Source organism: Caulobacter sp. 17J80-11 (assembly GCF_014349105.1).
GTDB lineage: Bacteria > Pseudomonadota > Alphaproteobacteria > Caulobacterales > Caulobacteraceae > 17J80-11.
On sequence record NZ_JACSJI010000008.1, the window covers coordinates 93,978 to 118,380 of the forward strand.

General features: G+C 71.1%; 20 protein-coding genes. 10 read left to right on the top strand and 10 right to left on the bottom strand.

All coding sequences use genetic code 11. The features are described 5' to 3' along the window. The first annotated feature begins 190 nt into the window (after positions 1 to 190). On the top strand, positions 191 to 607 hold the full coding sequence (locus H8B08_RS10300; protein ID WP_187450106.1) for a hypothetical protein: 417 nt from the start codon (positions 191 to 193) through the stop codon (positions 605 to 607). 28 nt (positions 608 to 635) lie between these two features. On the opposite strand, the gene H8B08_RS10305 is transcribed toward H8B08_RS10300, so the two are convergent. Both H8B08_RS10305 and H8B08_RS10310 read right to left on the bottom strand, forming a co-directional pair. Further along, entirely contained in the window at positions 636 to 1,889 is a 1,254-nt protein-coding gene (locus tag H8B08_RS10305; protein ID WP_187450107.1) for a PBSX family phage terminase large subunit, read from the bottom strand. Continuing rightward, positions 1,867 to 2,241: a hypothetical protein gene (locus H8B08_RS10310; RefSeq protein ID WP_187450108.1), complete on the bottom strand. Its 375-nt coding sequence runs from the start codon at positions 2,239 to 2,241 to the stop codon at positions 1,867 to 1,869. Before H8B08_RS10310 ends, H8B08_RS10305 begins: the two co-directional genes overlap by 23 nt. 64 nt (positions 2,242 to 2,305) lie before the next feature. On the opposite strand from H8B08_RS10310, the gene H8B08_RS10315 reads away from it, so the two are divergent. The 6 genes from H8B08_RS10315 to H8B08_RS10340 all read left to right on the top strand — a co-directional run bounded on the left by H8B08_RS10315 (position 2,306) and on the right by H8B08_RS10340 (position 6,630). After that, the gene (locus H8B08_RS10315; protein ID WP_187450109.1) at positions 2,306 to 2,749 is read left to right on the top strand and encodes a DUF1036 domain-containing protein; all 444 of its coding nucleotides are present in this window, start codon (positions 2,306 to 2,308) and stop codon (positions 2,747 to 2,749) included. Between the two features lie 1,144 nt (positions 2,750 to 3,893). After that, complete coding sequence (locus tag H8B08_RS10320; protein ID WP_187450110.1) at positions 3,894 to 4,436, top strand: DUF4136 domain-containing protein; 543 nt, start codon at positions 3,894 to 3,896, stop codon at positions 4,434 to 4,436. A gap of 5 nt (positions 4,437 to 4,441) precedes the next feature. After that, positions 4,442 to 4,978: a DUF4136 domain-containing protein gene (locus H8B08_RS10325; RefSeq protein ID WP_187450111.1), complete on the top strand. Its 537-nt coding sequence runs from the start codon at positions 4,442 to 4,444 to the stop codon at positions 4,976 to 4,978. A 101-nt stretch (positions 4,979 to 5,079) separates the two neighbouring features. Continuing rightward, positions 5,080 to 5,619: a DUF4136 domain-containing protein gene (locus tag H8B08_RS10330; protein WP_187450112.1), complete on the top strand. Its 540-nt coding sequence runs from the start codon at positions 5,080 to 5,082 to the stop codon at positions 5,617 to 5,619. Positions 5,620 to 5,762: 143 nt separating this feature from the next. After that, positions 5,763 to 6,152 (top strand): OsmC family protein, encoded by a 390-nt coding sequence (locus H8B08_RS10335; RefSeq protein WP_187450113.1) that lies wholly within the window; start codon positions 5,763 to 5,765, stop codon positions 6,150 to 6,152. A gap of 286 nt (positions 6,153 to 6,438) precedes the next feature. Further along, positions 6,439 to 6,630 carry a hypothetical protein gene (locus H8B08_RS10340; RefSeq protein ID WP_187450114.1) on the top strand — a complete coding sequence of 64 codons (192 nt, stop codon included), beginning with the start codon at positions 6,439 to 6,441 and terminating at the stop codon, positions 6,628 to 6,630. A 141-nt stretch (positions 6,631 to 6,771) separates the two neighbouring features. Here H8B08_RS10340 and H8B08_RS10345 read toward each other — a convergent pair whose 3' ends face one another. From H8B08_RS10345 to H8B08_RS10360, 4 genes are all read right to left on the bottom strand, one after another. Then, positions 6,772 to 8,331, bottom strand: coding sequence for an LOG family protein (locus tag H8B08_RS10345; protein ID WP_187450115.1), 1,560 nt, complete (start codon positions 8,329 to 8,331; stop codon positions 6,772 to 6,774). A gap of 450 nt (positions 8,332 to 8,781) precedes the next feature. After that, positions 8,782 to 9,189, bottom strand: a complete 408-nt coding sequence (locus tag H8B08_RS10350; protein WP_187450116.1) for a TadE/TadG family type IV pilus assembly protein — start codon at positions 9,187 to 9,189, stop codon at positions 8,782 to 8,784. Between the two features lie 7 nt (positions 9,190 to 9,196). Beyond that, entirely contained in the window at positions 9,197 to 9,619 is a 423-nt protein-coding gene (locus tag H8B08_RS10355; protein ID WP_187450117.1) for a TadE/TadG family type IV pilus assembly protein, read from the bottom strand. Between the two features lie 4 nt (positions 9,620 to 9,623). Next, the gene (locus tag H8B08_RS10360; protein WP_187450118.1) at positions 9,624 to 10,841 is read right to left on the bottom strand and encodes a pilus assembly protein TadG-related protein; all 1,218 of its coding nucleotides are present in this window, start codon (positions 10,839 to 10,841) and stop codon (positions 9,624 to 9,626) included. Positions 10,842 to 11,336: 495 nt separating this feature from the next. On the opposite strand from H8B08_RS10360, the gene H8B08_RS10365 reads away from it, so the two are divergent. Then, the gene (locus H8B08_RS10365) at positions 11,337 to 12,335 is read left to right on the top strand and encodes a transporter (RefSeq protein ID WP_187450119.1); all 999 of its coding nucleotides are present in this window, start codon (positions 11,337 to 11,339) and stop codon (positions 12,333 to 12,335) included. A gap of 4 nt (positions 12,336 to 12,339) precedes the next feature. On the opposite strand, the gene H8B08_RS10370 is transcribed toward H8B08_RS10365, so the two are convergent. Both H8B08_RS10370 and H8B08_RS10375 read right to left on the bottom strand, forming a co-directional pair. Beyond that, positions 12,340 to 13,164 (bottom strand): sel1 repeat family protein, encoded by an 825-nt coding sequence (locus H8B08_RS10370; RefSeq protein ID WP_187450120.1) that lies wholly within the window; start codon positions 13,162 to 13,164, stop codon positions 12,340 to 12,342. Between the two features lie 149 nt (positions 13,165 to 13,313). Beyond that, a complete protein-coding gene (locus tag H8B08_RS10375) occupies positions 13,314 to 14,777 on the bottom strand; it encodes an arylsulfatase (RefSeq protein WP_187450121.1) in 1,464 nt (487 codons plus the stop codon). 237 nt (positions 14,778 to 15,014) lie between these two features. Between H8B08_RS10375 and H8B08_RS10380 the strand changes: the two genes are divergently transcribed. Then, positions 15,015 to 15,848: a hypothetical protein gene (locus H8B08_RS10380; RefSeq protein ID WP_222934406.1), complete on the top strand. Its 834-nt coding sequence runs from the start codon at positions 15,015 to 15,017 to the stop codon at positions 15,846 to 15,848. A 6-nt stretch (positions 15,849 to 15,854) separates the two neighbouring features. Here H8B08_RS10380 and H8B08_RS10385 read toward each other — a convergent pair whose 3' ends face one another. Beyond that, positions 15,855 to 17,324, bottom strand: a complete 1,470-nt coding sequence (locus H8B08_RS10385) for an arylsulfatase (protein ID WP_187450122.1) — start codon at positions 17,322 to 17,324, stop codon at positions 15,855 to 15,857. A gap of 215 nt (positions 17,325 to 17,539) precedes the next feature. On the opposite strand from H8B08_RS10385, the gene H8B08_RS19210 reads away from it, so the two are divergent. Next, positions 17,540 to 17,662, top strand: coding sequence for a hypothetical protein (locus tag H8B08_RS19210; RefSeq protein ID WP_255500766.1), 123 nt, complete (start codon positions 17,540 to 17,542; stop codon positions 17,660 to 17,662). Between the two features lie 74 nt (positions 17,663 to 17,736). Here the strand turns inward: H8B08_RS19210 and H8B08_RS10390 are convergent, their stop codons facing one another. After that, complete coding sequence (locus H8B08_RS10390) at positions 17,737 to 24,174, bottom strand: autotransporter-associated beta strand repeat-containing protein (RefSeq protein WP_187450123.1); 6,438 nt, start codon at positions 24,172 to 24,174, stop codon at positions 17,737 to 17,739. Between the last annotated feature and the right edge of the window lie 229 nt (positions 24,175 to 24,403).

Sequence of the window (24,403 nt, forward strand, 5' to 3'; positions counted from 1 at the left end):
CGGAGGTCCGCATGGGAGGATGAGGGGTCTCGCGACGCCTCCGCAACCCGGCGCCAAAGCGGAAGGATCAGCCACCCCCTCCACCCGCCGAACGCCGGTCCTTGACCGCCCCGCCCACGCGCGCACACTCGTATCCAGGGACTCGCCGCCACCGGCCGCCAAAGGCCGGGGCGATCGGGTGGAGGAAACGATGCAGGACTGGCCGCCGATCGAGAGCGCGGAGGAATTCCGCCGTCTGCGCCTCAGCAATTCCAAGGAAGAATACTCACGCTCGTCCTGGGCGGCGGCGCCCGACGCCGTGTGGGCGGAGGTGATCGACCGCTGGCCGGAGCTGCGCGTCTGGGTCGCCCACAACCGCAGCATTCCTGCGCACCTGATCGACCGGCTCGCCGCCGACCCCGACCCCGACGTGCGCACCCGCATCGCGCAAAAGAACACCCTGCCCCCGGCCGTGCTCGAGCGCCTGCTGGACGACCCCGTGCCGGGCGTCCGCCTGGCCGCGGCGCGCAACCCGGCCGTTCCGCTCGAACGCCTCTATCGGATGCTGGCCGCGGCCGCCGACGCGTGGACGCGCCGCCAGTTGAGCGAACGCCTGCAGCGCGCCTGAACATCCCCTCCCCTTGCGGGAGAAGGGATCAGGACATCCACCCGCCGGCCCCGCGCTCGCCCTCGCGCTTGGCCCGCGCGACCCGCGGCTCCTCGACGGCCACCGCCAGGTAGCGCAGCGCGTCGGCGCCGTGGCTCGCCCAGTCGTGCCGCGGCCCCAGGCCCACGCGGCGCTTCTCGTCCACCCGCTCGCGGTATTCGCCGAGCGCCTTCAGCCCCGGCCCGCACGCGCCGGCGTCGATCCACGTCCGCGGCAGCAAGCGGCGCACCGCTTCGATCCCGTCGGCCACGCCCACGCGGGGCGCGATGCGCACCCGAAAGCCCAGCCCCTCCAGCATCTCCGCCCGGCTCTTGCCGGTGCCCAGCTCCCGCGCCATGGCGTCGTGCGGCAGCACCAGCGGCGCATAGACATGGCCGCGCTCGCGCAGGGCCCGCGCGTACCAGTCCAGCCCGACGCCGGAATTCTCGACATAGTCGACCAGCCGCACCTCGCGGCCCACCACCTGGGCGAACCAGATCGCCGTGGCGTCGCCGACGCCTAAGTCCCACGCCGTCCAGACCTCCAGCGCCGGATCGGCCGGCACCCGCGTGATCCGTCCCTGCGCCAGCGCCTCAGACAGCAGCCGCGCGTAGTACGCGCCCTCCGCCACCTTGCGGTATTCGCCCAGCCACACGTGGGCGTGCTTGTCCGGATCGGCCGCCAGGTCGTGCGCCATCTCGGCGGCCAGCACCTGCGGGAACCACGGATTGTCGGCGAACGAGACCCGGCGCACCACCGCGTCCGGCGGAACCGTCCGCCCGCGGAACATCAGGTCGACCGGATCGAACTCGTTCTGCGGGTTCCACGCCCACCACAGCTCCGAGCCGGGCTTGCGCACGGTCGGCACCAGCAGGTCGATGGAGCGCTGCGACACCCGGTCGGCCTCCTCCACCCACACCCGGTCCAGCCCCTCCATCGACTTGATCGCCTCGGGGTTCGACCGCAGGCCCGCGAAGAAGAACCGCGAGCCGTTGGCCCCGCGGATCTCCGCGTCGGTCGACCTGAACACGCCGCTCAAGCCCAGCTCGGCGATCTTGTCCTCGATCAGCCGCTTGGCGCTCTCCTTCACCGACTTCTGGATCTCGCGCGCGCACAGCACCCGCAGCGGCTCGCTCGCCGCCTGCAGGGCCAGGGCGGTAGCGAACGAATGCGACTTGCCCGACCCGCGCCCGCCGAAGAACGCCTTGTGCCGCGCCGGGCGGAACAGCTCCTGGAAGGCCTCAGGGATCTGAGCGGTCGGCATGGCCAGGCCTCACGAACTCCACCGTCACCGCCACGCCGGGGCCGGCGGGCGCGCTCTCGGCCCGTTCGCCCCAGTCGTCCCGCGCGATCTGCTTCAGCGCGAACGCGATCACCGTCGCATTGCCCGCGCCCTTGCCGGACGCGGCGGCCGCCAGCCGGTCCTCCCAGACCTTGGCCCCCTTGGCCCGACCGCGCGCCACGGCCTCCGCAAACGCCGGATGCGCCGCGATCCACGCGCTCACCGTCGAGCGCGCCACGTCCAGCTCCCCGGCCAACACCGCCAGGCTGTAGCCCTTTGACAGGCACTCCACCGCCGTCTCGCAGAAGGCGGCGCGATAGCGGGACGCGGTCATGGTGAGCCCTCCGGCTGGACAAGACACGGGCGCAGGCGCCTACTCACGCGCGGGGGGACTTCACATGAACACCACGACGAGCGGACGGGCCCTGTTGGCCGCGGGCCTGGTTCTGGCGGCGACCGTGGGCGGCCCGGCGCCGGCCGTACGCGCCGACGCCCGGTACGTGGAGGTCGATTTCTGCAACGACGACGACGAGGCCATCTCTTTGGCCATGGCGCACTACGACACACCACTTTTCGGCCAGTACGTCATCCGCGGGTGGTACACGATCGCGCCGCATACCTGCCGCCACGAGGATATCGCGCGCGGCGGCGTCCTCTACACCTTCGCCGGCTCCGCGGACGGACACGAATGGGACGGCGACACCCGGTTCTGCGTGCCCTTGAAGGCGTTCAACCGCACCGCGACCCGCGAAGACGAGTGCGCCGAGGGCGAGGCGCCCTTCCGGTTCGAGGCGCACGTGCTCCCCTGGGACGACACCTACACCGTCACCTTCTCCCGCTGAGCCGGTCGATCGCTGAGCCGCCTCCAAAAACGTCACCCTGGGGCTGACGAAAATGGTCGAGCGCAAAGGCATCCCGCCCCGTCGGAGCTCGGCCGACAAGGGTCAACGGTCGCGAACATCACGTGCTCGGCGGCTCGTCCGGGGCGGAAACTCAATTCACAATCCGTCATCCCGGCCGCAGCGCAGCGCGAGCTTCGCGGAGAGCCGGATGAGGGCGCAGAGGATTCCCGCCCCGTCGGAGTTCGGCCGACAGGGGTCAACGGTCGCTCACAGGCGTGTTCGGCGCGACTCGTCAGGGGCGGAAACTCTTAGATCTCCCCCCGAGCGGAGCGCTGGGGGAGCAGGCGGCGTCAGCCGCCGTGGGGGGCTCCAGCGGAGTGCGACGTGAGCCGCAGCGCCACGCTGGAGCCCCCTCCACCACGCTTCGCGTGGTCCCCCTCCCCCAGCGCTTCGCTAGGGGGAGGATTGGGTTCGCCGAGGTCGGCGGGGCGACCGCCATTTCGACGCGAAGGGCCGCGGGGCCGGCGGGGGAGCGCCGGTCTCGGGAGGGAACGCTGAAGGGGAAGCGTCCCGCGCTCCCGTCACAGGGGCGACCTGCGAAGGGGCGGCCGCGCCGCTCGGCGAAGCTTGGTCGCCGCCGCCCGGGCAGGGGCGTTGCGTCCGGGGTCCACCCGGTCCGCCGCGGCGAAACCTCGAAAGGGAAAAGCGATCCGGCGGGCGCTTCAGGAGAGCGCCTCGGCCCCCGGCGCAGCAATCCACCGTGGCTAAGGGATAGCCGAACGCCCCGGGGCCGTCAAGAACAAAACCAGAACTTTTTTCGACGGGCCGGCTCGCGCGCCCGCGCGCCTTTCCCGTGTAAGTAACCTTTGTCTGGTTCTGATATCTGACTCTGAGATGCTGGAGCCCGGCTGAAGCCCGGCCCAAGCGGACGCCTGGCGTCCGCCAGCCACACGTCTGTTATTTCAATAGCTTACGCCCGCCATCACGCGCCGCGCATCCGCCCGGGTCCGCCCGCGCCGGCGACAGGAATTCCGCCGCGAAACCGCGCGCCCCTACGCAACCTCCCCCACCCCTCTTCGGGGTTTGCCCGATCCCTCCGGCCGTCCCAGCACGCCATGCTCCGTCGTTTCCGCCGGAGGGCGTCATGTTCGATCGCCACCGTCTCTTCAGCCTCGCCGCCGCCCTGGTCCTGGGCGCGTGCACCGCCGCCGCCGAGCCGGCCGCCCGGGTCCAGGCCGACCCGTCGGTGGACGTCTCCGGCTGGCGCAACTTCGTCTGGACCGGCCCGATGTCGCCCTCCGACGTCGATCCGGCGCTGGAGGTCCAGGCCCAGGCCTCGGTGGCCCGCGCCCTCGAGCAGCGCGGCTACAGCCAGGGCCAGCCGCCCCAGTTCGCCGTCGCCGTCTTCTTCGGCGATCCGGGCAAGCCGCCGCTCTACACCGAAGGCCCCCGCTACAGCGCCGCCCCCGACCCGCGGGCCGGCCAGCGCAGCTGGGGCGGCCTGCTGGACTGGCCCGAGCAGACGGGCCCCACGCCCGGAACCCTGACGGTGGCCGTGGTCGACGTCGCCTCGCGCAAGGCGGTCTGGCGCTCGACCTCGCGCGCGCACCTCGGCCGCGACGCCACGCCCGACGACGTCGACGCCGTGGTCGCCGCCGTGCTGGCCGACTTCCCGGCCCGGGACTGACCCGCATGTCCGCCCGCCCGCTCGCCCGCGCCGCCGGCCCCGTCGTCGCTCTGGTGCTGTGCGCCTTCGCCGGCCCGGAGGTGAAGACGAAGTTCGACGCCACCGCCGACTTCGTCGACATGCACAGCTACAGCTGGGCCGTCACCAGCCCGCCCGCCGGCGCTGTCGCCACGACCTGGAAGCAGGTGCGCGACGCGATCGACCGCGACCTGCAGGCCCGCGGCTACACCCAAGCCCAGCCCGGCGACTTCGCGATCGGCTTCACGATCGGCCGCCGGCAGCAGACCAAGACCTGGGACCTCGGCCAGTCCTACGGCGGTTGGGGCGGCCCCGGCCCGGTCGACTGGTCCGGCGGCTCGCCCGACGTCATCGACTACACCGAGGGCACCCTGGCCATCGACGTGTTCGACGCGAAGACCCGGCGGCCGCTCTGGCACGGCGCCCTGTCCCAGCGCATCAGCGCCGTCCCCGACCAGGCCGAGATCGACGCTGCGGTGAAAACCGTGCTGGACAAGTTCCCGCCCCCGCCGCCCGCAAAGTGAGCCCCCTCGGGGGAGACCGCCGCCCGTCTCGGGGTTTTTGCCGAGCGACGCGGCCCCGCCCCGGCGCGATCCTGCGGGCCAAGTCTCGAGGAGCGCGCGCCATGACCGACCGTCGCCGCCTGCTGGGTCTCGCCGCCGGCCTGAGCGTCGCCCTGGGCCTGAGCGCCTGCGCCACCGGCCCGAACATCAACACCGACTATGACCGAAGCGTCGACTTCTCGAGCTTCCACACCTTCTCGCTGGCCAGCGACACGCCCCAGCCCGGCGCCCCGCCCCTGACCTGGCAGCGGGTCAGCGACGCCATCAACCGCACGCTTCAGGCCCGCGGCTTCACCCGCAGCGACACGCCCGACTTCGCCGTCGGCTTCACGCTCGGCAAGCGCGACCGCATCGAGACCTGGAACTACGGCCCCTATTACGGCGCCTGGGGCCAGTCCGGCGGCGGCTGGTGGAACGCCCAGACCCACGTGCGCACCATCACCGAAGGCACCCTGACCATCGACGTGTTCGACGCCAAGACGCGCCGCCCGGTCTGGTCGGGCACCGCCACCCAGCGGCTCAGCGGCCCGGTCTCGCAGGCCGAGATCGACGCCGCGGTGACCAGCGTGCTCGCCAAGTTCCCGCCGACGTCGGGCAACTAGCCAGATCTCCCCCCGGGGGGGAGCCGGCGGCGAAGCCGCCGTGGGGGCCTCCAGCGGAGCGCGACGCCGCCGCCCCCCGCCGAGGGTGACGATCTTTGGCGCGCATCGCGCTAAAGCACGGTCCCCGCCCTCGGAGCACCGCCATGGCCCGCGCCCACGCCGACATCGGCACGACCGACTACGCCGTCGCCCTCAAGGCCGGCCACCACCGGCTGACCGCCGACGAACGCCCCGACCTCGGCGGCCAGGACGCCGGCCCCGCCCCCTACGAGTTGCTGTGCGCGGCCCTGTCGGCCTGCACCGCCATCACGCTTCGCATGTACGCCGGCCGCAAGGGCTGGGCGCTGACCGCCGCCCACGTCGACGTCCACTTCGCCCGCGAAGGCGAGGTCGAACGCCTGGACCGCACGCTCCGCTTCGAAGGCGAGCTCGACGAGACCCAACGCGCCCGCCTCGCCGACATCGCCGAACGCACCCCGGTGACGCTCACGCTGAAACGGTCGATGGCGATCGCGACGACGGTCGCCGACTAGCCAAGATCTCCCCCCTCCGGGGGGAGCCGCCGCCGGCGGGCGGCGTGGGGGGCTCCAGCGGAGCGCGCGAGCCCCCCCCAAATACCGTCACCCTCGGGCTCGTCCCGAGGGCCCAGCGTTCAGCTCGCACCTCCCCTCGGTCCGTTCGCGCACCGGAAGCCTGGCCCCTCGGGACAAGCCCGAGGGTGACGATCAATTGCTGCGTTCACCCGGCTGAAAACATTACAGTTTCAATCTCGCCCCTCGCCGGACGGATGACCCGCCCGGCGCGACGCGAGCGGCGGCGATGACGAGAGAACGGATCGAGCGGATCTTCATCACGCCCGGGCGCTGGATCACCATCGCCGCCACCTATTTCCCGCTCAGCACCCGCTTCCTCGACGAAGACTATCGCGCCAACGAACTCAATCACGGCTTCTGGGCGGTGATGTTCTGGATGACCTTGGGCTGTTTGCTCGCCGCCCTGCTGGCCCGCTGAAGCCGCTCCAAATCCGTCTGTCCCGACGAATGTCGGGACCCAGATTCATCCGCCACTCTCAGTGGGCTTCACCTGGACCCCGACTTTCGTCGGGGCGTACGGAGGAGGTGGAAGGCGCGGTTTCCGCTGGAGCCCCCGCCCTCACCGCCGGTGCGCCCCCGCCTCCAGCGCCGAATACAGCCCCTGCAGCACCGCCACCCGGCCCTCCGCCTCCGGCGTCTCGCCGTGGCCGTCGGCGCGCTCCTCCTCGCAGCGGGCCAGCACGGCGCCCACGAAGTCCAGGATCGCCGCCCGCTCCCGGCCCGCCTCGCGCGCCAGCGGCCGCCCGGCCCCCAGCCGCGCGGCGATCTCCCACAGGGCGTAGACGCAGCCGTCGGCCACGCCGTCCTCGCCGGCCCCGACGCGATAGCGGTCGCGCTCGGCCGCCCGCAGCAGGCCCTCGACATAGGCCCGCGCCGCCCGCCGCTCGGCGGCGTCCTCGGTCGGCATGGCCGACAGGCCCAGCTCCGGAATGCGCTCGTCGGCCAGGCGCAGCTCCACCTCCGCCGCCCGCGCCGCCGCCACCACGAACTCGCGCGCCTCCTCCAGGTCGTCGGTCAGCAAGAGCGACCGCTCGAACCCCTTCTCCTCGGCCAGCCGCTTCAGCAGCGGATACAGCGGCTTGGCCTTCGGATCGGCCGGATGCGCCGAGCGGTGCCAGTAATCCCGCCCTAGCAGCACCATCGGCGTCGGCGAGAGGCGCCCGCGATAGTAGTTCTGCGTGGCGTCCTGGAAGATTTCCTGCACCGTGCCTGCGTTGCCCTCGGCGAAGATGATGCCGCCGCTCGACACGCTGACCAGGCCGTCCTCGCGCAGCGCGTTGTAGAAGAACTTGGCGATGTGGCTGGCGAACAGGTTGGGCGGCTCGTGGCCGTACAGCCAGGTCGGAATGCCCAGGCTCGGCCCGCCCGGATGCGAGGGCGCGTCCCAGGTCCCCAGCAGCCGCGCGCGCACCGCGCACGCCGTCTCCAGCCAGGCGTCGACCTCCTTGTAGTCCGGGGCCGGGGCCAGCTCCGCCAGCGCGACGTTCAGCTCGTGATCGGCGAACGGCGCGAGAAACGCGCCCAGGTTGGCCGCCTCCATCAGCCCCGGCCCGCCGCCGGTGATGATCAGGAAGCCCAGCCGGTGCAGGTCGCGCGCCAGCACCGCCACGTCCCGATAGCTGGGCGCGTTGCGGCTGACGTCGTGGCCGCCCATGAAGGCCACCGCCCGCCGGCCGCACTGCTTCAGGAAGCGCCCGACCGCGTGCTCCATGGCCGTGTCGTGCAGCTTGGCCGCCACCGCCTCGGCCGCGTTCAGCCGCCGGGGCACCGCCTGCTCCTCCATGAACCAGCGGAAGCAGCGATGGTCGTAAGAGTCGGCCCACGAGCCCGGCCGGCCCGGCTGGAAGCCGTCGTAGATGGTCGCCACCGTGTACCAGCGGCTCGGAAACTGGCGGAACGGCACGCCCGGCGCCTTGGACACCACATAGGCCCCCTCCGCCACCGCCTGCGCGGCGGTCTCGGGCGCCAGCTCGCAGTCCAGGAAGGCGCAGCCGGCCGTGGTGGTCCGGGCGAAGCCCTGCGCGAACGGCCGCAGGTCCAGCGAGTGGAACATGGCCGGCCCGTGGTCGGGCGCCGCCAGCCACCCCCGCACGTCCTGCTCGTCACGGATCTCAAGCATACCGCGACAGTCTCCGCCCGCCGCGACCGCAGGGCAAGCGCCCCCTTAGATCTCCCCCCGCTGGGGGGAGCCGGCGGCAAAGCCGCCGTGGGGGCCTCCAGCGGAGCGCGACGGCGCCGCCCCACGCCCGTCACCCTCGGGCTTGTCCCGAGGGCCCAGCGTTCAGCTCGCACCTCCGCTAGAACCGTTCGCGCACCGGATGCCTGGGCCCTCGGGACAAGCCCGAGGGTGACGATCATTTTGAACCTCCGCACGCCGGATGCGGAGCTCCAGCCCCGATCCGGGAGCAAACTCGCCGCCATGGATTAAGCCGCACGGAGGTTCGGGGGGCTCCGGCGCAAGGCGACGGAGACCACGGGTACTGGTGCGCTTGCGCGGCCGACCGCCGCGCGCGCCGAAGCCCCCCGCCGCCGCCTGGGACGGCGGCTCCCCCCGAAGGGGGATCGGAGATCACTCGAACAGCGGCGTCGCGATGCTCACTTCCGTGCGGAAGTTCACCGTGTAGGCCGGGATCCACGGCGAGCCGATGTGGTGCTTGTACGAGGTCACCACGTCGGCCACCTGCAGCTTCGGCGTCGAGCGGTCCTTGGTCACCGTCACCGTCACGTCCGGATCGGCGATCTGGGTCAGGCGCTTGACGATGTCGGCCTTGATCACCGCCGCGTCGACGTCGGCGTCGATGGCCAGCTTGCGCGCGGATTCCTCGGTGGCGTAGCGCACGCTCGAGGCGCAGTGCATGGCCCAGCCGAAGTTGATCAGCGCGAACAGGAGCATCAGGAAGATCGGGCCGACGATGGCGAACTCCACCGCCGTCGCCCCGCCCTCGTCGCCCGCGAACCGCCGGCGAGGGGCTTTCACGGCGCGCTCAGCGGACACGGACCACCTGCGTGTCTTTGAGCGTTTGCTTCAGGAACACGCCGGTGCCCGTGCCGCTGGCGGCGAAGGTCACGAACACCTGCGGCGGGGTCTGGGTGCTGGCGCACAGGCCGGTGCAGACGTTCGCCGCGCTGCCGCACTTGCACGAGCGCGAGACGGTCACCGCCGCGTTGCGCGGCTTGTCCTTCCAGGAGGCCAGCGCGATCGTCTTCGCCGTCGCGTCGCTGGACCCGCCGCCGCGGATGTACTGCGCGCCCGCCTCGACGCCGGCGCGCATGGCCAGCACGCCCCTCGAGCCGGTCCACAGGTCGTAGGTCATCACCGCCGCCCCCGACAGGATCGGCACGATCAGGGCGAACTCCACGGCCGAGGCGCCGCCGCAGTCCTTCAGGAATTTCTTCAATCCGCGCATGGGCCTATTCCGCGAGTTTGACGAGCTTCATGGCCGGCAGGGCGCTCATGCCCTTGTCGGTGCAGTCGGCGTTGAAGGTGGCGTTGCCGTTCCACTCGACCGTGCGCGCCACCACCTGGGTGCAGCCGTTCTCGCCCTCGAAGTCGCCGAGGTACTCGACCGCGTTGTTGGCGAAGTAGATCGCTCCGGTCATCTTGGAGTCGGCCGTGCCGTTGAAGGTCGCCCGCCCGGCCGTGCTCTCGCGGTCGCCCATGAACAGCACGCCCGAATAGGGCCCCGAGGTCGGCGCGCTCACCTGGATGGTGGCCGAACCGTTGATCTGCGGGGAGGACGAGCCGTTGAAGAAGATCGTCACCCCCTCGCCCATCACCTTGGTGTTGGCGTTGATCTTCAGGTTGCCGCCGGTGACCACGTAGACGCCCGGCTGCAGGTTCACGGTGCCGCTCAGGCTCATGCCGCTGCAGTAGATGCCCGGCGTGCGCGTGGCGCCCACGTCCGGCTTGCACGGACCGGAGGCGGAGGGTTCGGGCACGTTGCGGTACGGGTCGGCGACCGGGGGCGCCTGGGTCACGGGCGCGTCGCACTCGGTCATGGTCAGGTTGGCCCCCGACAGGGCCACGCCGCCGACCGAGATCAGGCAGGTGGTCTTCAGGCTGTTCGAGCCCTGGGTGATGGTGGCGTCGGCCGCCACCGAATTGGTCATGACGCTGCAGCCGTTCAGCGTCAGGCTGGAGCTGCCGGAGAACTTGGCCGCGCCGGAGGCCGAGGGGTGCAGGGCCAGCACGCAGGCGCTGGCCGCGGTCTGGAACACCGCCACCGAGCGGGCCCGCGCCTCCACCTTGGACTTGCTGAACACCTTGGTGAAGAACCGCTGCACCGGCGAGCGCAGCTGCACCTCCACCGCGTCCGGGCTGCCGGCGAACTTGCCCGAGCTCGGCGGGGTGTTCACCACCACCGTGCCGCCGGCGATGGTGAAGCCGTTTGCCACCGCCTCGCGCTTGGCCGTGGCGGCGATCTCGGCGTCGCTGGCGCCGGCCCGCTTGTCGATGGCCGCCGCATAGGCCGCCGCGTCGGACGCCGCCTGCAGCTCCAGGTCCTTGAAATACCAGTAGGTCGTTTCGATCCCCAGCCCCGCCCCGCCGGCCACCAGCGGCAGCGTCAGAGCGAACAGCAGGGCGACGTTGCCGCCCTCGGACCTGAACCGTCGAAGGAAGTTCCGCATCACCACGCGCCCCCGGAGAGAATCACCTGCTCCGTCGAGGCTACGCCCGCGTGTTAAATCGAGTGCGAAAGCAAAGGCTTAATTTGCATTATCCATGTTATACGCGAACCGTTTGGTGAACACGCATTAAGCCTGTCCGGAGGGCTTCGCCCCGCGCTCCGCCGAACGAAGCCCTCCGTCCTCCAAGCGAACGAGAAGTACAGACGCGGCCTCGGCCGCGGGCGGTCAACCGGCCTCCGCCCCAACCGTTCCTGACCCTTCTCCCGGAGGGAGAAGGAGGGGCCCACGCTGCTTCGCAGCGTGGGAGGATGAGGGGTTACGGACCCGAGCGGCCTTGGCGCCCCGCCCTGCCCCCTCCCGTATCCCTCACCCTCCCACGCGCCTTGCGGCGCGTGGGCCCCGCCCTCTCCCGACCGGGAGAGGGGAAGAGGCCCCAGGAACACCCCCGCTCGAGGAATGTTGCTCAGCATCGGCTCAACAGGTGCAGGCCAGGCCATGCGTGCGTCCCGCAAACCCGCTCCGCTCCTCGCCGCCGTCCTGGCCGCGGCGCTGGCCGCCCTCGCCGCCCCCGCCCGCGCCGACGAGGGCGGGGTCAGCTTCTGGCTGCCCGGCCAGTACGCCAGCGACGCGGCCGTGCCCCCGCCGCCCGGCTTCTACCTGGGAGGCGACACCTACGTTTACAGCGGCGACGCCGGCCACGAGCGGAGCTTTCCGATCGGCGGATCCATCGTCGCCGACGTCGACGGCGACCTCGTCGCCCAGCTCGTCACCGCCCTCTACGCGCCCGAGGGCAAGGTGCTCGGCGGCGGCCAGCTCGCCCTGTCCATGACCGGCATGTACGCGTGGAACAGCGTCTCGGGCGACATCCGGGTCGCGCGCCCGAACGGCGACGAGCTGACCGGCCGGCGCGACGACTCCGTCTGGGGGTTCGGCGACCTCTATCCGCTCGCCTCGGTGACCTGGAACAAGGGCGTCAACAACTGGATGGCCTACCTGACCGGCGACCTTCCGGTCGGCGCGTACGATCCCGACCGGCTGGCCAACATCGGCCTCGGCCACGCGGCCGTCGACGGCGGCGGCGCCTACACCTACCTCGATCCGAAGTCGGGGCGGGAGTTCTCGGCCACGGCAGGGCTCACCTACAACTTCGAAAATCCGCAGACCGACTATAAGAGCGGCGTCGATTTCCACCTCGACTGGGCCGCCTCGCAGTTCCTGAACCAGCAGGTCTATGTCGGCCTGGCCGGCTACTGGTACCAGCAGCTGACCGACGACAGCGGCTCAGGCGACCGGGTGGGCGCGTTCAAGTCCAGCGTGGCCGCCGTCGGCCCCGAGGTCGGCTACCTGTTCAGCGTCAACGGCCGCCAGGCGGCGCTGAACGCGCGCGCCTACTGGGAGTTCGCCGCCGAACACCGGCTGGAGGGCTGGGCCGGCTTCCTGACCCTGAGCGTGCCGCTGAGCGGCCCCCGGCCCAAGGCGGCCGCCGGCGGCTGACGCCTCAGCGCTTGCAGGCGGCCAGGATCTCGGCGGCGTCGCGCTCGCCCTGGGCGCTGGCGTCGACGTAGTCGGCGGGCTGGTCGTAGCGGAACTCGCGGTCCGAGCCGACCGGGATCACCACCGTCTCCATGCGGGTGAAGCCGCCCGTCGACAGCAGCAACTCGGTGTAGGCGGACGACTCGGACACCCCGCGGTCGCGCGCGCCGTAGATGCTCAGGGTGTCGCCGCGGCGCCTGTCGCCGGCCCCCGACCGCACCAGGTACCACTTGGTGGCCCGGCCCATGACCAGCTCTTCCTGCTTGGCCGGCTCGTAGCCCTTGCGCGCGGCCATGGCGACCGCGCACTCCACCGCCAGCTTCTGGGTCTCGGCGATCTTCTCCAGCGCCGCGTAGGCGCCGTGATAGCCGCCCTCGCGGGCGTCCAGCAGCATGCGCACGCCCTCGGCGTGGTCGCGCTTCACGCCCGCGCCGTCGATCAGGGCCTGGCCGTAGTGGGCCAGCGAGTCCGCCTGGTTCCGGTCGGCCGCCAGCTTGAACCAGCGCAGCGACTGGGCGAGGTGGTCGGGGACCGCCTTCTGGGCGTCGGCCGTCTGATACATGTGCCCCAGCTTGTGCATCAGATCGGGGTTGTCGACGGCCAGGGCCGCCTCGCCGACCAGCTTCAGCGCCCCGGCCAGGTCGCCCTTCGCCTGCAGCGCCTGGGCCTGGTTCAGCAGGCCTTGCGCCTTGTCGATGGCGGCCTGGCTCGGCTCGGCCGGCGCCGGCGCAGCTTGGGCGGACGCGCCCGCGGTCAGCGCCAGCGCGAGCGCTAAAACAATCGACTTCATGGGGGTCCCCTCCCGGAATCGCGGCGAGGATAGCGGCGCCCCGGGCGCGGTCCAGACGCCCAGGCCGAACGGATCGTCGCAGGCATGCCTCGACCGCTGGCGGCCGCCACCGGCGAAGCTGGCCGTTTGGGCGCGGCGCGATCCGGCGCTTATTTATTATACCCGGTGAAGTCCTCGCCGACCTTGATGTTCGGGTATTGCTTCACGCTCCGCTCATACCCTTCGATGAGCTTGAGATTCGGGGCCAGAACCCATGCAGTGGTGAAATCGGTATAGAATAGATTGTTGTCCTCGTGCGGATCGCTGCTCAGGTTGTACATCAGGGGAAACGCCGGCCGGAGGTAGGGGCTCTCGACGGCCGGGCTATCGGCCGTGTAGCGGAAGACCGTCTTCCAGAACTTCCACTTGATCGACATCAGCTCGCCGTCCGCGCCGAAGAACATGTAGCTGTCGCGGCCGGTCTTATCGCTCTTGCCCAGCATGAAGGGCGACGCGTCAACGCCGTCGATCGGGCGGTCCCTGGGCACGAGGCCGGGCGCCCCCACCATTCCGGCCACTGTCGGCAGCCAGTCCACGGCGGCCAGCATCTGCTCCGTGACCACGCCGGCCGGGACCTTACCGGGCCAGCGGACGATGGCCGGCACCCGCATGCTTCCCTCGAACGGCGTGTTGAAGAAATTGCCGCGGAACGGCCCGTTCGAGCCCGGCCCGACTTGCGGGACCGCCCCTCCGCCCGCGTTGTCGCTGCTGAAGATAAAGATCGTGTTGTCCTCGACGCCCGCGGCCTTGACGGCGTCCATGACCTGGCCGACCCGGTAGTCCATCTCGGCGATGACGTCGGCGAACTCCCCGCTGCGCTCGGTGGACTTGCCGGCGAAATTCGGGTTGGACATCACCGGCGGGTGCACCTCGGAGTAGCCCACGTAGACGAAGAAGGGCTTCTTCGCCGCCGCTTCGCGCCTGATGTACTCGACCGTCTTGGGGATGATGTACTTCTCGTCCACGATCGGCCGCACCTTCAGGTCCAGCGGCATCACCGGCCTGGACGGCTGGCCCTTCACGCCCTCCCAGATCATCGGCGTCGGCTGGCCGGTCTCCTTGAACAGCGGCCAGGCGGTGTAGCCCGCCTCGTCCCAGCTGTTCTCGATGCCCCACCACTCGTCGAAGCCCTGGTCGTTCGGCAGCCGTCCTTGCGTGTCGCCGCAGTGCCACTTGCCGAACAGCGCGGTGCTGTAGCCGTCGGCGGACAGCAGTTCGGCGATGGTGTACTCCCACGGCGCCAGCCCGCCCTTGCCCTCCCCGGGCAACGGGACCTTGTAGGTTCCCGAGCGGACCGGATGGCGCCCGGTCAGGATCGCTGAACGCGACGGCGTGCACTGGACCTCGACGTTGTAGTTGTTGAAGCGGACGCCCTCGCGGGCCAGCCGGTCGATGTTCGGCGTGGGCACCGTGCCGCCGTACACGCCGAAATTGCCCCAGCCGACGTTGTCCACCAGGATGAACACCACGTTGGGCTTCTGCTGCTGCGCCGCCGCCGGCGCCGGCAGGGCGGACAGCACCGCCGCGCCGACCAGGGCGGTCCCACAGGCGAGCAGGCGCTTGCACAGTTTCATGGCGTTTTCCTCTTGGCCGCCTCGGCCTTGGCCAGCGCCGAGATCGGGACGTCGACGGTCAGGAACATGCTGCCGCCCTCGGTCCGGTACCGGGCGCCAAACCGGCGGTCGCCACGCGGGGTTGCGAAGCTGGGCCGTGGGACAGCGTCCCCCGGCCCGGCCGGCGGCTGAGCCGGCCCGCCCCGGAACAGGCTTCGCCGGTCGCGGGTTGGCTCGCCGCGCAAGCGGAGCAAGGACATGAAGTCAGGCTGGCTGGCGATCTCCCTGGCCCTGGCGGCCGCCGCCGCCCACGCGGCCCGCGCCCAGGCGCCCGACGCCAGCGCGGCGGAGCTGGCCAAGAAGCTGGCCAATCCGGTCTCCGACCTGATCAGCGTGCCCTTCCAGAACAACTGGGACTGGGACCTCGGCCCGAGCGGCGACGGCTTCCAGTACAAGCTGAACTTCCAGCCGGTGATCCCGGTCTCGATCAGCCGCGACTGGAACCTGATCTCGCGCACCATCGTGCCGGTGATCGACCAGCAGGACGTCACCGCGAACGGCCAGGACCAGAGCGGCTTCGGCGACACCAGCGCCAGCCTGTTCTTCTCGCCCAAGAATCCGACCAACGGCTGGATCTGGGGCGTCGGCCCGATCTTCCTGCTGCCCACGGCCACCGACGGGCTCGGCTCGAACCAGTGGGGCGCGGGCCCCACCGCCGTGGTGCTGCGCCAGCAGGGCCCCTGGACCTACGGCATGCTGGCCAACCAGGTCTGGTCGATCAACGGCGCCGGCAACCACCCGGACGTCAACGCCCTCTTCCTGCAGCCCTTCCTGAACTACACCACGGCCAAAGCCACCAGCTTCACCCTCAACACCGAAAGCACCTACGACTGGGAAGCCGAGCAGTGGACCGCGCCGATCAACCTGATGGTGGCGCAGATGCTCAAGCCCACGCCGGGCGGCGGGATCCCCTTCCCGGTCCAGGCTCAGCTCGGCTTGCGCTACTACGTCGACAAGCCGCCGAACGGGCCCGACTGGGGCATCCGCATCAACATCGTCGCCCTTTTCCCGACCGGGAAGCGCGCCGGCTGAGGCCGCTCACTCCCCGCGGAAGACCGTGATGTTCGGCGCCGGCGGGTTGGGGTGGCCCTTGAGCGACTTCTCGTAGGCCTCGACCTCCTTCAGCGGGCCTTCGGCGGACCAGCCGAACACCGCGCCGACGTTGCGGTCCTCGTGCGGGTCCATCTCGATGTTGAAGACCTTCGGATAGCCGGCCATCGGGGCGCTGGCCGATCCCAGGCCCGGCGCGCGCTGCGGCCCGACGCCCGTCGGGTAGATGTCGGTGAAATAGACCCGCCACTGCTTCCAACGCGCGGCGACCAGGTCCGGCCCGATGAAGCTCAGCAGACCTTCGCGGCGGCCCGTGGCGCTGCGCCCGAACAGCACGTCGCTCTGGTCGACGCCGTCGATCGGCCGGTCGGTCGGCATCTTGCCGCCGGCGACGCCGGCCAGGGTCGGCAGGAAGTCCATGATCGAGAACATGGCGTTGGAGGTGGTGTTGGCCGCGACGTGCCCCGGCCAGCGGATGAAGGCGAAGGTGCGGACGGAGCCTTCCGTCACCTCCCCCAGCTCGCCGCGAAACGGGCCGCTGTTGCCGAAGTCCGTCGAGCCCAGGTTGCCGAACTCGTGGGCCATGTAGGCGCTGGGCCCGTTGTCGGAGCAGAAGATGACGAGGGTGTCGTTGTCGATGCCGAGCTGCTTGATCGTGTCGAGCACCTGGCCGACGTGGAAGTCGCCCTCCATCAGCTTGTCGCCGTAATTGCCGATGCGCGACTTGCCTTCGAACTCCTTGGACGGGCGGTTGGGGAAGTGGGCCATCGAGAACGGCAGGTAGAGGAAGAACGGCTTGCCGGCCGCGTGCTGGCGCTTGATGAAGTCGATCGACTTGGCGGTCAGCTCGTTGTCGATCTCGGCGCGCACCGCCAGGGTGTAGGGCTTCACCTGCCGCAGCGCGCTTCCCGCCGTCGCCTCGACGACATGCGGTCCTTTGGCGAGCAACGCCCCGGGCGGCGCCTCGATCGAGTGGGTCATCTCGATGGTGTCGACGTAGGCGGCCGAGTCCCAGGAGGTGTCCGGCGGGATGCCGTAGAACTCGTCGAATCCGTGCGCGGTGGGCAGGCTCTGCGGCTCGCTCCCCAGGTGCCACTTCCCGTAGATGGCCGTGGCGTAGCCGGCGGCGTGGAACATGTCGCCCATGGTGAAGGCCTTGCCCGACAGGGTGGCCGGCGTGCCCGGCACGATGATCAGCGACAGGCCGTTGCGGATCGAATACTGCCCGGTCATCAGGGCCGCGCGCGAGGGCGTGCAGGCCGGCTCGACCAGGAACTGGGTCAGGCGCAGCCCCTCGCGCGCCATCTGGTCGGTCCGGGGCGTCGGCGCCCCGCGCAGCTCGCCGCCGCCGTAAGCGCCCATGTCGCCGTAGCCGACGTTGTCGGCCAGGATGAACACCACGTTCGGCCGCGCGGCCTGGGCGTGGGCCGGGGCGGCCGCGGCTCCGGCGGCGCCCATGGCCAGCGCCGCAGCACACCCAAGTAGAGCTCTCCGCACGGCGGCCTCCCTGCAAGGCTAGGCGAGAAACCGGACCAGCACGGTCGAGGTGTTCGCCCGGGCGCGTACATTCGATTACGGCAAACCCGGCACGACCGGCGTCGGTTTCTACAAACAAACCGCCCCCCGGCGCGTTGGATTTGAATCGGAAACGATTTCAGCGGACGAGCCACGGCATGGGCATGCACGGAATGATGGGCGACCAGATGGGCGCCATGGGCCTGATCGGCGCTCTGGTCGTGCTGGTGCTGGTCCTCGCGGCCGGCGCCCTGCTCACCTACATCGTGCGCCGGCGCTGACCGCCAAAGCAAAGGGGGCGGCCTCGCGACCGCCCCCTCGCCTTTTCGTCACCTGCGCCGTCAGGCGCGGACCGTCACCACTTGAACGACACCTTCACCGTCCCGCGGTGCTCCTGCAGGCGTTCGGCCAGCGAACCGTCGTAGCCGACCTGCAGCCAGACGTTCTCCCGCGGCTTGAAGGCCACGCCGGCCTCCAGGCGGGCCCACTCCGACGGCAGCTCGGCGCCCTGGACCACGAAGGTCCCGGTGCCGGTCGGCGCGCCGGAGAAGCCGACGTTGGCCAGGCTCTCCAGGTCGCCGCCGGCGAAGGCCGCGCCCGCGCCGACATAAGGCTTCAGCCGGCCGTGGTCGAAGTCGCGGGTGACGCGCGCGCCGATCTCGCCGACGAACAGCTTGCGCTCGATCTCGCCCACGTTCAGCGACAGGCCGCCCGCGCCGGTTTCGGTGTAGCCGTCCTGCTGCACCTTCGAGCCGGTGCCGCTGACGCCGACGCGCAGCTCGGTCGCCTCGCTCAGCTGGAAGCGCCGGCCGGCGTTGATCGACACGTTGGTCGCCGACACGCTGGTGCTGCCCGCCACGTCCAGGGTCAGCGGACCCAGGCCGATCTGGCGGTCGACGTCGAGATCGCCGGTCAGACGGCTGAACGCCGCCCCGCCGTACCACGGGCCGTCCGAGTACGAGGCGTACGCCCCCGCGTGCCAGAAGCGGCCCTCGCTGGCGGTCGACCGGTCGGTCGTGTCGCCCTGCATGTCGCTGAAGCCCAGCGCGAAGCCGACCCGCCAGGACGGGGCGACCTGGAAGTCCGCGCCGGTCGCGAAGCCGCCGCCGCGGGCGCCCGCGTCGGCCGCGCCGCCCTCGCCCTTCAGGGTGGAGTCGACCACGAAGGCTTCCGCCCAGCCGCCCGGACGGTTGTCCAGCCCGGCCTCGGCCACGCCCAGCATGCCGCCCATCACGTCCGACCGCGCGCCCTGGCCGAACGGCAGGGCCGCGAAGGCCGTGCCGCCGCCGGCCCCGGCCCCGGCGCCGCCGCCCGCGTTCATGTGGCCCTGCATGACGCTCTGGAAGCGGTCGCCGAAGGCCAGGGTCGAGGCGGAGACGTTGGCCACGCCCTCGCCGCTCATGTCCTCGAGCGCCGCATGACGCTCTTCCGGCGTCAGGTCCAGCAGGGTGTTCAGCACCCCGGCCCACTCGTCGGAGCCCTTCAGCTGGGTGCCCGTCAGCGCTTCGCCGACCGGGCCCTGCAGGGTCGGGTCGAACTCCGACCAGTCGACCATGCGCCGGACTTCCAGCACCACCCCGCCCGGCACCACGTCGTAGCGCAGGCGCTGGAAGAGCTGGCCCTCGTAGGCGTTGGCGGTGAAGTCGCCGCTCAGGTTGGCGAATTCCCCGGTCAGGCTGGCGCCCTCGATCAGCAGGTATTGCTGGTTGAAGCCGTACTGGTCGAGCGCCGAGACCGGATGCAGGTCCATGACGCCGCCCGACAACCGGATCGCGCCGTCGGCCACGATGTGGTCGCTGGCGTAGTCGAGGTCCGCGCCGGCGAAGCCGAAGTTCAGCGTGCCGCCGCTCACCGTCAGGGTGTTGGTGAAGAACACGCCCAGGTCCGCGGCCGGGGTCGAACGGGCCGGGCCCGTGCCGATCGCGCCGCCCGGCGAGACCGTGCCGCCGGTGATCTTCAGCTCGCCGCCGATCTCGCCCACGCCGGCCAGCAGGCCGCCGTTGACGTGCAGGTCGCCGGCCAGGATCGCGGCCATGCGCACCTGGCCGCCCTCGACCACCAGCGCGCCGGCGAAGTCGTGCTCGCCCACCAGGGTGAAGGCGCCGTCACCGGTCTTGGTGACCGTGCCTTCGCCGGTGAAGCTGCCCGCGAAGGTCGAGCTTCCGTCGTCCCAGCCGAGCGTCAGGCTTCCGCCCTCGCCCAGGTCCACGACGCCCTCGCCCCACAGCTGGTCGATGGTCTCGTCCCAGCCGTCGAGCGCCCAGGTCGCGTCCTCGTCGACCTGCACCAGGGCGGCGTCGTCGAACCGCTCGGAGGCGCCCAGCGTCAGGCTGCCGCCGACCAGCTCCGTCAGGTCCGCGCCGGCCAGGCCGTTCAGCAGGCTCTCGCCCTCGAACTGCAGCAGCACGCCTTCGCCCAGGTTGGCGTCGACCGTACCGCCCAGCAGCCAGTACTCCTCGGCGCTCAGCGTGCCGGTCCCGGCCAGGGTCCCGTTCAGCTGCAGCCGCTCGACCGTCTCGTCGAAGCCGCCCAGGTCGAGCGTGGCCTCGGCCATGACCGCGACCAGGGCCGCGTCGTCCAGCCGCTCGTCGTCGCCCAGTTCGAGCGTCCCGGCCGCCACGTGGACCTGGCCTGCGCCGGCCGTGCCGTTCAGGGTCGACACGCCGCCGACCGTGTAGATCACGCCCTCGCCCAGGTTGGCGTCCACGGTCGCGCCGTTCAGCTGGTACTCGGCCGCCGTCAGGGTGCCGGTCCCGGCCAGCGTGCCCTTCAGGCGCGCTTCCTTGACCGTCTCGTCATAGCCCTGCAGGTCGAAGGTCGCGCCGCTCTCCACCCACAGGGTGAGCTGGTCGGACAGACGCTCGTCGCCGCCGATGCGCAGCGTGCCCTGCTGGACGTAGGCCGAGCCGGAGAAGGTGTTGGCCCCGTTCAGGGTCAGCACGCCCGCGCCGGTCTTCACCAGCGAGCCGAACTCGTTGCGGAAGGCGTAGTTGACCGGGCCTTCGCCGGCCTGCTGGTGATCCAGAACATAGGCCGAATAGGCCGAGCCCTCGCCGCCCGGATCGTTGTAGCCCTCGCCGTCCTGGTCGACGTGCAGGTTCTGCGGCGCGGGCGCGTACAGGTACTGGCTGTCCCCCCAGCCGTCCATCCAGGCGCGGTAGTCGATCTGGTTCGGATCGTCCGAGACGGTTGAGATGGAATAGTCCGCGCCCTGGCCGCCGAACAGCAGGGCCGCCGCCTCCTGGCCGCTCAGGACCGCCGGGTTCTCCTCCCAGCTCGGGCCGTCCGACACCCGCCAGCTGCCCACGAAGCTCAGGCCGCCGTCCACGATCACGCCATCGAAGACGCTGTCGGCGCCGTCGCCGCCCAGCGTCAGGGTCGAGCCGCCCAGGTGCACCGTGCCGGTCCCGCCCAGCGCCGCGATCGTCTCGTCGGCGTCCAGCGCGAAGGTCGCGTCGGCGGCGACGCTGACCGTCGCCCCGTCGCCGATCGCGTCGCCGCCGGCGACGCGCAGCACGCCCGCCTCGATCGACCAGTTCAGCCCCTGGGCGTGGGTCCCGGTCAGGGTCCACGACCCGTCGCCGATCTTGGTCTGGCTTTCGAACCCGCCCAGCAGGCTGACGTCCAGCGAGCCTTCGCCGGCCCCGCCCAGGATCAGGGCGTCCGTGCCGGCTCCGCCCAGGGCGTAGCCGCCCAACGTGCCGCCGGTGATCATCACCAGCGTGTCGTTTCCGCCGCCCAGGTCCAGCGCCGCGACGCCGCCGTGGATGTCGCCGGCGTTCTCGACCCGCTCAGCGCCGCCCGAGCCCAGCACGCCGTAGCCGGCGCCGCCTGCGATCTCGCCGCCGGCCCGGTTCAGCACCGAGCCGCCGGCCGCGAACGCGACGCCCGTGCCGCCGCTGATCGTGCCGGCGTTGTCCACGCTCACGGCCCCGGTCGAGGCCTGCGGATAGGCCAGCACGCCGTAGAGCCGCCCGTCGATCACCCCGCCCGCGCGGTTGGTGACGCCGCCCGTGCCGGTGAACACCACGCCGCTCTCGCCGTCGATCCGGCCGGCGTTGTCGACGCTGAGGGTCCCGTTGCCCCAAACGCCCCAGCCGCCGCTGTTGCGCCCGGCCGAGGTGATCACCCCGGTGGCGGAGTTGGTCAGCGTGCCGGCGGCGGCGAAGCTCACGGCGTTGTCGGTCACGGCCGAAATCGTGCCGTCGTTGGTCACCGAGCCGGTCGCGCCGAAATACACGCCCCGGAACGTGCCGGCGATCGAGCCGCCTTCGCGGTTGGTGACGGAGCCCCCGCCGTTCAGCAGCACGGCGTAACGGCCGGTGTTCACGTTGACGATGTCGCCCGCGTTGTCGACCGTGGCCGAGCCGCCGAACCGCACGCCGTCATAGCCGCCGCTGATGGTCCCGCCCGCCAGGTTGGTCAGCGTGCCGCCGCCGTTGCCGAAGACGCCCGTATAGTTCGGGTTGGTGCTGATCAGCGTCCCGCCGTTGGTGATCTGGGCCGCGCCGCTGTTCAGGAAGATCGCGTTGCCGTTCGTGCCCCTGATCAGGCCGTCGTTGGTCAGGGTCAGGCCCGCGCCGCCGCTCCACACCCCGCCGCCGCCGGAGATGGTCGCGCCGTCCAGGTTGTCGAGCGTGCCGCCCTGCTCGAGATAGACGGCCCAGCCGGTCGCGGTGATGGCGCCGCCGTTGGTGACCTCGGCGGCCACGCTGCCGATGTTCACCCCGGTGCCGCCGGAGATCGTGCCGCCGGCCTGGTTGGTCAGCTCGATGCTGGAGCCGCGCAGGTAGACGCCGTTGCCGGTGTTCGAGGTGATCGCGCCGCCGTTGGTGATCGAGACGGCGCCGCTGTACGAATACACGCCGGCGTAGGCGCCGCTCTTGATCGCGCCGCCGGCCTGGTTGGTGAGCGTGCCGCCCGCCATCCGCACGCCGTCGTAGCCGCCGAGCGTCAGGACCTCGCCGGTGTAGGATCCGGCCGCGATCGTGCCGGCGTTCTCCAGGCTCGAGACGCCGTAGAGATCCACGCCGTAGCTGCCGCCGACGATGTAGCCGCCGGCCTGGTTGTCGACCGCCGTGTTCGTGCCCACGACGCCGCGATAGCCGCCGGTGATCACGCCGCTGTTGGTCAGCTCGCCGCCGCCGGCCAGGGTCACCCCGTCCGAGCCCGCCCGGATCGTGCCGGAGTTGTCGATCGCGTCGCCGGCGTTGCGCCCGACCACGCCCCAGCTGCCGCCCTGGATCAGGCCGGCGTTGTCGACGTCGATGCGCCCGCCCTGCGAGTCGATCGCCGAGTACTGGCCGTGGATCTCGCCGGTCGCTCGGTTGACCAGGGTCAGCACGCCGGTCCCGGCCGTCGCCACCTGGCCGTTGAGCGTCCCGGCGTTGTCGACGCTCAGGGCGCCCGCGCCGTTGTTGAAGACGGAGTTGCCGCCCTGTATCAGGCCGCCGGCCTGGTTGGTGATCGAGCCGCCGTTGACCTTCACCGCCGTGCCGCCGGTCCCGGTGATCGTGCCGGCGTTGGTGAGCGTCAGGGATCCGCCGGCCGTATTGATGCCCGTCGCGCCGGAGATCAGCCCGGTCGACCGGTTGTCGACCGTGCCGCCGGCGTTCAGGTACACCCCGGCGCCGTAGGCGCTGGTGATCGCCCCGTCGTTGGTGACCGTGGCGGTCCCGCCGAACGCCACGGCGTTCATGTCGCTGGAGATCGAGCCGTGCGACTGGTTCGTCACCGAGCCCGCGCCGGCCATGAACACGCCGGTTCCGTGGCTGAGGATCTGGCCGTCGTTGGTGACCGTGCCGACGCCACCCGAGACATAGATCGCGTCGGAGGACGCGCCGCCGTCGACCATGCCCCCGGCCAGGACCTGGACCTGCGCGCCGCCGCCCTGGACGAGCACCGCGGGGCTGTTGGCGTTGTTGCTGGTGACCGTGCCGGCCACCGCCAGCACGCCCTCGTCGACGACGACCGGCATCTCGGCCGAGCCGGTCAGGGTCACGGTCGACGTCCCGGTCTTCGACAGCTTCTCGAAGTTGAGCAGGTTCACGCCCAGCGTGTCGGCGTTGAAGCTGAAGTCGACCGCCCCGCCCAGCTGAAGGGTGTCGGTCCCGCCCAGGGCGTCGCCCGTGCCGAACACCGTGGTGGCGGCGTCGATCGCGCACACGTCGTCGTCCTCGGTCGCGTCCACGCACATCAGCGCCGGCGCGTAGGACAGCGTGCCGTTCCAGATCCGCGGCTGGTAGAAGCCGGCCATCAGAGACGCGACGCCGTAACCCTGGTAGATCGTCAGGTCGTCGTTCTGGGCCGCGATGTCGCCCACCGCCGAGCCGTTGGTGTAGGACACCACGCCGGTGCTGCCGGCGTCGCTGGTCAGGTACAACCCGTAACGCTGACCGGCGAGCAGCCCGTAGTTCAGGGTCAGCGGGATGTGGGTCGGCGTCCCCTCCGGGTTGACCGTGAGATCGGAGACGCTCCCGAGCAGGGTGTACTCGGACAGATCGCCGGTCAGCCCGCCCTGGCGGATGTAGACGTAATAGGTCCAGCCCGGATTCCAGGCGAGGAAGCTCTGGTCGATCCCCGTCAGGAGCAGGTCGGTGCTGGCCTGGATGTCGAACAGGTTGCCGGCCTGGTTGTTGCCCCCGGCGTAGGTGGTGCTCAGGCTCTGGGCGTGGGCCGCGCCCGCGGCGCCCAGCACCGCCATGGAGGCGCTGGCCAGCAGCATCCGGTTCAGCAGACCCGACCGCTTCGACACGACGCCGCGCGCCGCGCGACCCGACTTCACCTTCGACATGTATTCGCCCCCAGGCGCCGCCCCGATCCCTACGGGTTTGCAGCGCGATCACGGCTCGGGCCGGCCTGCGGACGCGCGTACTCGCCCGCGCCAATACGGCGCCGGCGAAGACCATTCGTCATGCAGAGCGAGTCCGCTCCCCCGCCGCACGCTTAACGACTAATTAAATCAAAGGTCAAGCTAGAGTCGTGCAGCGACAACCGCGCCTATACAATTTTGTATAGACACG